Source organism: Mesobacillus subterraneus (genome assembly GCF_000934845.1).
GTDB classification, from domain to species: domain Bacteria; phylum Bacillota; class Bacilli; order Bacillales; family Cytobacillaceae; genus Mesobacillus; species Mesobacillus stamsii.
In genome coordinates, this window is sequence record NZ_JXIQ01000201.1 from 1 (window position 1) to 5,151 (window position 5,151).

Annotated in this window: 6 protein-coding genes; all 6 read left to right on the forward strand. The window is 43.1% G+C overall.

The features are described 5' to 3' along the window. Positions 1–906, forward strand: a 906-nt coding sequence (locus UB32_RS18735) for an A/G-specific adenine glycosylase (protein WP_044396674.1), incomplete at its 5' end; no start/stop codon positions are given. A gap of 93 nt (positions 907–999) precedes the next feature. Beyond that, positions 1,000–1,749, forward strand: a complete 750-nt coding sequence (gene fabL, locus UB32_RS18740) for an enoyl-[acyl-carrier-protein] reductase FabL (protein WP_044396676.1) — start codon at positions 1,000–1,002, stop codon at positions 1,747–1,749. A 70-nt stretch (positions 1,750–1,819) separates the two neighbouring features. Beyond that, positions 1,820–2,011 carry a gamma-type small acid-soluble spore protein gene (locus UB32_RS18745; RefSeq protein ID WP_044396679.1) on the forward strand — a complete coding sequence of 64 codons (192 nt, stop codon included), beginning with the start codon at positions 1,820–1,822 and terminating at the stop codon, positions 2,009–2,011. Between the two features lie 172 nt (positions 2,012–2,183). Next, entirely contained in the window at positions 2,184–2,438 is a 255-nt protein-coding gene (locus UB32_RS18750) for a YgaB family protein (protein ID WP_044396681.1), read from the forward strand. Between the two features lie 198 nt (positions 2,439–2,636). Continuing rightward, positions 2,637–3,167, forward strand: coding sequence for a nucleoside tri-diphosphate phosphatase (gene ntdP, locus UB32_RS18755; RefSeq protein WP_044396683.1), 531 nt, complete (start codon positions 2,637–2,639; stop codon positions 3,165–3,167). A 92-nt stretch (positions 3,168–3,259) separates the two neighbouring features. Continuing rightward, positions 3,260–5,008 carry an ABC transporter ATP-binding protein gene (locus tag UB32_RS18760; RefSeq protein WP_044396685.1) on the forward strand — a complete coding sequence of 583 codons (1,749 nt, stop codon included), beginning with the start codon at positions 3,260–3,262 and terminating at the stop codon, positions 5,006–5,008. The last annotated feature ends 143 nt before the right edge of the window (positions 5,009–5,151 follow it).

Genomic DNA, 5,151 nt, shown 5'->3' on the forward strand with positions numbered 1-5,151 from the left:
AATTTTTACTCCTCAAAGCTGACGCTTGCTTCCGCTGATGAAGATAAGGTGCTAAAAGCTTGGGAAGGTCTTGGATATTATTCCCGAGTCCGTAACTTACAATCCGCAGTGAGGGAGGTTCACCAGCGGTACGGAGGCAAAGTGCCAGATTCACCGGAAGAAATTGCTTCGTTAAAAGGGGTGGGACCATACACAGCAGGTGCGATACTGAGCATAGCGTATGGGAAGCCTGAACCTGCCGTTGATGGAAATGTGATGAGAGTGTTATCAAGGATCCTGCTCATTTCGGAAGACATTGCCAGACCTGCATCACGGAAAATTTTTGAATCGGCTGTAAAGGAGATCATCTCTCATGATCACCCATCATTTTTTAATCAGGCTTTAATGGAGTTAGGGGCGCTCATTTGTACCCCTACCTCCCCTTCGTGCCTCCTCTGCCCGGTAAGGGATCATTGCCAGGCATTCCATGAAGGGGTACAAAAGGAATTGCCAATAAAAACAAAAAAGAAAAAGCAAAAAAACGTCCAGCTTGCAGCAGGTATTTTTAAAGACAGCCAGGGCAAAATCCTCATTCGGAAACGTCCGGAAACTGGTTTGTTAGCGAACTTATGGGAGTTTCCGACGGTTGAGTTAAACCTGGAATTTAAAAGGCAGCGAGAACAACTGAGTGACCACTTCAAAGACCTTTATGGTTCATTCCCAAAGATAAATGACACGATCGGCGAAATAGATCATGTTTTTTCCCATTTGAAATGGAATATTCATGTATTTTGTGGAAACATTCAAGCTGAAATACAGGAAACACCGTATGTAAAACTGGTTACCGAAACAGAGCTACAGGAATATGCTTTCCCCGTTCCTTACCTAAAAATGTTCCAACAATATCTGGAATTTACAAAAGCTTAAAATGCTTTGAGAACATTTATTGTCATATCAACCTGAAAAAGCTAAAATGAAACATATTCATGTAACAGATTAGGATCAGAAAGGAACGTAAACATGACGCAAAAAGTAGCACTCATTACTGGAAGCAGCCGTGGAATCGGCAAAGCAGCGGCCATCAGGCTTGCAAAAGAAGGGTATGACATTGTCATCAATTATGCCCGCAGCAAAACGGCAGCATTGGAAACTGCACAACAAATCGAAGCACTTGGACGAAAGGCTCTAGTTGTTAAAGCAAATGTGGGAGATGTCAGTAAAATTAAAGCGATGTTTGAACAAATCGAAGCAGGGTTCGGAAGGCTGGACGTGTTCGTGAACAATGCAGCATCAGGGGTACTGCGGCCTGCGATGGAACTCGAAGAATCACATTGGGACTGGACAATGAACGTTAATAGTAAGGCTTTGTTATTCTGTGCCCAAGAAGCCGCGAAGTTGATGGAACGAAATGGCGGCGGGAAGATAGTCAGCATCAGTTCTCTTGGGTCCATCCGCTATTTGGAGAACTATACGACGGTCGGAGTCTCAAAAGCAGCGCTTGAGGCCCTTACACGTTATTTGGCTGTTGAATTAGCACGCAAAAATATCGTCGTCAACGCAGTTTCAGGTGGTGCAGTCGATACTGAAGCACTGACTCATTTTCCAAATCGGGAAGAACTCCTCGCAGAGGCGAGAGAAAAAACACCTGCTGGTAGAATGGTCGAAATCGATGACATCATCAATGCAGTCCTGTTTCTTTTAAAAGATGAATCGAGCATGATTCGAGGACAGACAATCATTGTTGATGGAGGAATTTCGCTATTGGTTTAATTTTGGTTGAAATTTGTCGAATAGTATCCTCCTTAGATGGTTAATCTATATTTCGTGGAGGTGATAAACGATGGCAAAACAACCTAACCAAACTCAAGCAGGAACGAACATTCAAGAAGTACGCCAGCAAAACGCTCAATCTGCTGGAAGCCAAGGCCAATATGGTACAGAATTCGCGAGTGAAACAAACGCTCAAGAAGTTCGCAAGCAAAATCAACAGGCTGAAGCTCGTAAAGGGAAAAACTCTGGTCAACAAAGTTAATATCACTTAAATGAAAGGCACTCTTATTCGCAGAGTGCCTTTTCTATGGGCAAAAGTTCCAATCCTACTTTGTCATTCGACAAAGGTTCCCATTCCTCTACATAACTAGTCAAAGGATTTTATCTGCTGCCCGAGAATTCTTTAGGAGATCATTTTACAGGCGGTGAAAAGCATGGATAAATTTAACGATTTGGTATCTATTCAAATGCATACAATGGAAAAGCTTCTTTTTTTACAGTCTGAACTAGAGAGATGTCAGGAGATTGAACTGCAGCTGGATGCACTAAACCAAAGTGCTGAGTTAGAAGAACTTCACTTGGAAATTAACCGAAAAAAGCAGGAACTGCAGGAAATCCATCGGATGTTTGAAAAGCAGACGGAGGAGGTCATTCATACGTATCAGCAGCTGGCAGTAACCCACCGTTAACTTTTGCAGAGGAAAATAGGAAATTTAAAGAGTCATCGGTGGAATCGATGGCTCTTTTGTTTTAAATTCACTCGGTAACCGTTATAATAATAAAAAATAGGAATCGTTCTTTGTTGCCTTTTGTCGTTTTTAAGAAACCAAGATAAAGATACATGGATAGGTTGCAAAGTTTCGGGGAAAGGAAGTAGGAAGAAGAACATGGGCGTACCCAAAGAAGGTGAACCAATTCAAATCCATAGTTATAAGCACAATGGGCACATCCATCGAGTCTGGGAAGAAACAACCGTTTTAAAGGGCACACAGAATCTTGTAATCGGCGGAAATGATCGGACTGTCGTCACGGAGTCAGACGGCAGGACATGGATTACGAGAGAGCCGGCAATCTGTTACTTCCACTCTCAGCTGTGGTTCAACGTTATAGGCATGATTCGGGAAGATGGCGTATATTATTACTGCAATATTAGTTCTCCATTTATTTTTGACGGAGAAGCGCTTAAATATATTGACTATGATCTCGACATTAAAGTTTTTCCAGATATGACGTTTAATCTACTCGATGAAGATGAATACGAGCGGCATCGTCAGGAAATGCAGTACCCAGAAGTGATTGACAAAATTTTGAAATACAATGTAGAAAAGCTCAAACGCTGGATCAGGCAAAGAAAGGGACCATTTGCGCCTGACTTCATCGATATTTACTATGAGCGGTATTTAACTTATCGCCGCTGACATACAGGAGTAGACAAGCTTCAGCCTGTTGATTCGTTTCAACAGGTTTTTGTTTCGTGCACGAGCAAGGCTCCATAAGGGGGAACTAAAAGTTGGGCAGCATCCGCAGATACTTACAATTCGTCAAGCCATACAGGCTGCAAATCATCGGCACGATCATTATCGGAATCCTGAAATTTGCAATTCCATTATTAATTCCACTTTTGATCAAATTTGTGCTTGATGATGTCATCGGCAACGATACCTTGACCGAGAGAGAAAAAACAGATAAATTGATCTGGGTCATGGGTATTATGATCGTAGTGTTTGTCGTACTAAGGCCGCCGATTGAATACTATCGCCAATATTTCGCGCAATGGACCGCGAGCAAAATCCTCTATGATATAAGGGACAGACTGTTTTCTCATATGCAAAGACTCAGCTATAAATATTATTCTAATACGAGAGCCGGAGAGGTCATTTCGAGAATGATCAATGATGTCGAGCAGACAAAGACTTTCGTTGTGACGGGACTAATGAATCTGTGGCTGGATGTTGCCACAATCATGATTGCAGCTGCAATCATGTTTACGATGGACGTGAAGTTAACAGTTGTTTCCCTAGTTCTGTTCCCATTTTACGCTTTTTCGGTAAAATACTTCTTTGGGAATCTGCGCAAGCTTACAAGGGAACGGTCTCAGGCACTAGCGGGGGTACAAAGCTATCTTCATGAAAGAGTAGCCGGAATTTCAGTAATCAAAAGCTTTGCAATTGAGGATTATGAGCAAACACAGTTTGACCTCCAAAATAAAAATTTTTTGACAAAAGCGTTAGAACATACAAGCTGGAATGCAAAAGCGTTTGCAGTGGTAAATACGATTACGGATATAGCGCCCCTGCTTGTCATCGGATTTTCCGGTTATCAAGTACTTCAGGAAAACCTCACAATTGGGGAGATGGCAGCTTTCATTGCCTATATTGACAGATTGTACAATCCGCTGCGCCGCCTGGTCAATTCATCGACGACGCTTACGCAGTCGATTGCTTCCATGGACCGTGTATTTGAGTTCTTGGATGAAAAATATGATATTAAGGATGCTCCTGATGCCGTGGAATTGAAAAAAGTCCATGGTGATATTTCTTTTAAAAATGTCAGTTTCTCGTATGAAGAGGAAGGGGAGACGGTACTGAAAAGGATAAATATAGAGGTTGAAAAAGGGGAAACGATCGCGCTGGTTGGAATGAGCGGCGGCGGAAAATCATCGTTTGTCAGCCTGATTCCGAGATTCTTCGATGTTACCGATGGAGTGATCCTGCTTGATGGGAAGGACATCCGCTCCTTCAAGGTCCGATCCTTGCGCGATAAGATTGGGACGGTTGCCCAGGATAATATTTTATTCAGTGAATCGGTGAAATCCAATATACTTTTGGGCAAGCCAGGCGCAGGCGATGAAGAAGTCATCCAGGCTGCAAAAGCTGCCAATGCTCATGAATTTATAATGAATCTGCCAGAAGGCTATGATACAAAAGTGGGAGAAAGAGGAGTCAAGCTTTCCGGAGGCCAAAAACAGCGTGTTGCCATAGCACGAGTATTTCTTAAAAATCCGCCAATCCTGATTCTTGACGAAGCCACCTCTGCCCTCGATCTTGAGAGTGAACATCTTATTCAGGAAGCGATTGACAAGCTGGCAAAGGACAGGACAACCTTTGTTGTAGCCCACCGCTTGTCAACAATCACCCACGCCGACAGAATTGTCCTGATCGAGCATGGTGAAATCGTTGAAGTCGGAAGCCATGATGAATTAATGGCAAAACAGGGCGGCTATTATAGATTATTTCAGGTACAACAATTGGAGAAGTAAATGATTAGAAGCGGAACCGAAGCCAATTTGGCTTCGGTTTTTAAACAATTGAGAAAAGCGCAAGCGCCTTGGTCAGCCCCGACAAGCGCTGCCCGTCTAGAACGCCACGTCCTGTGGCTGGCGGGTCTAGCACATCCTGTGCC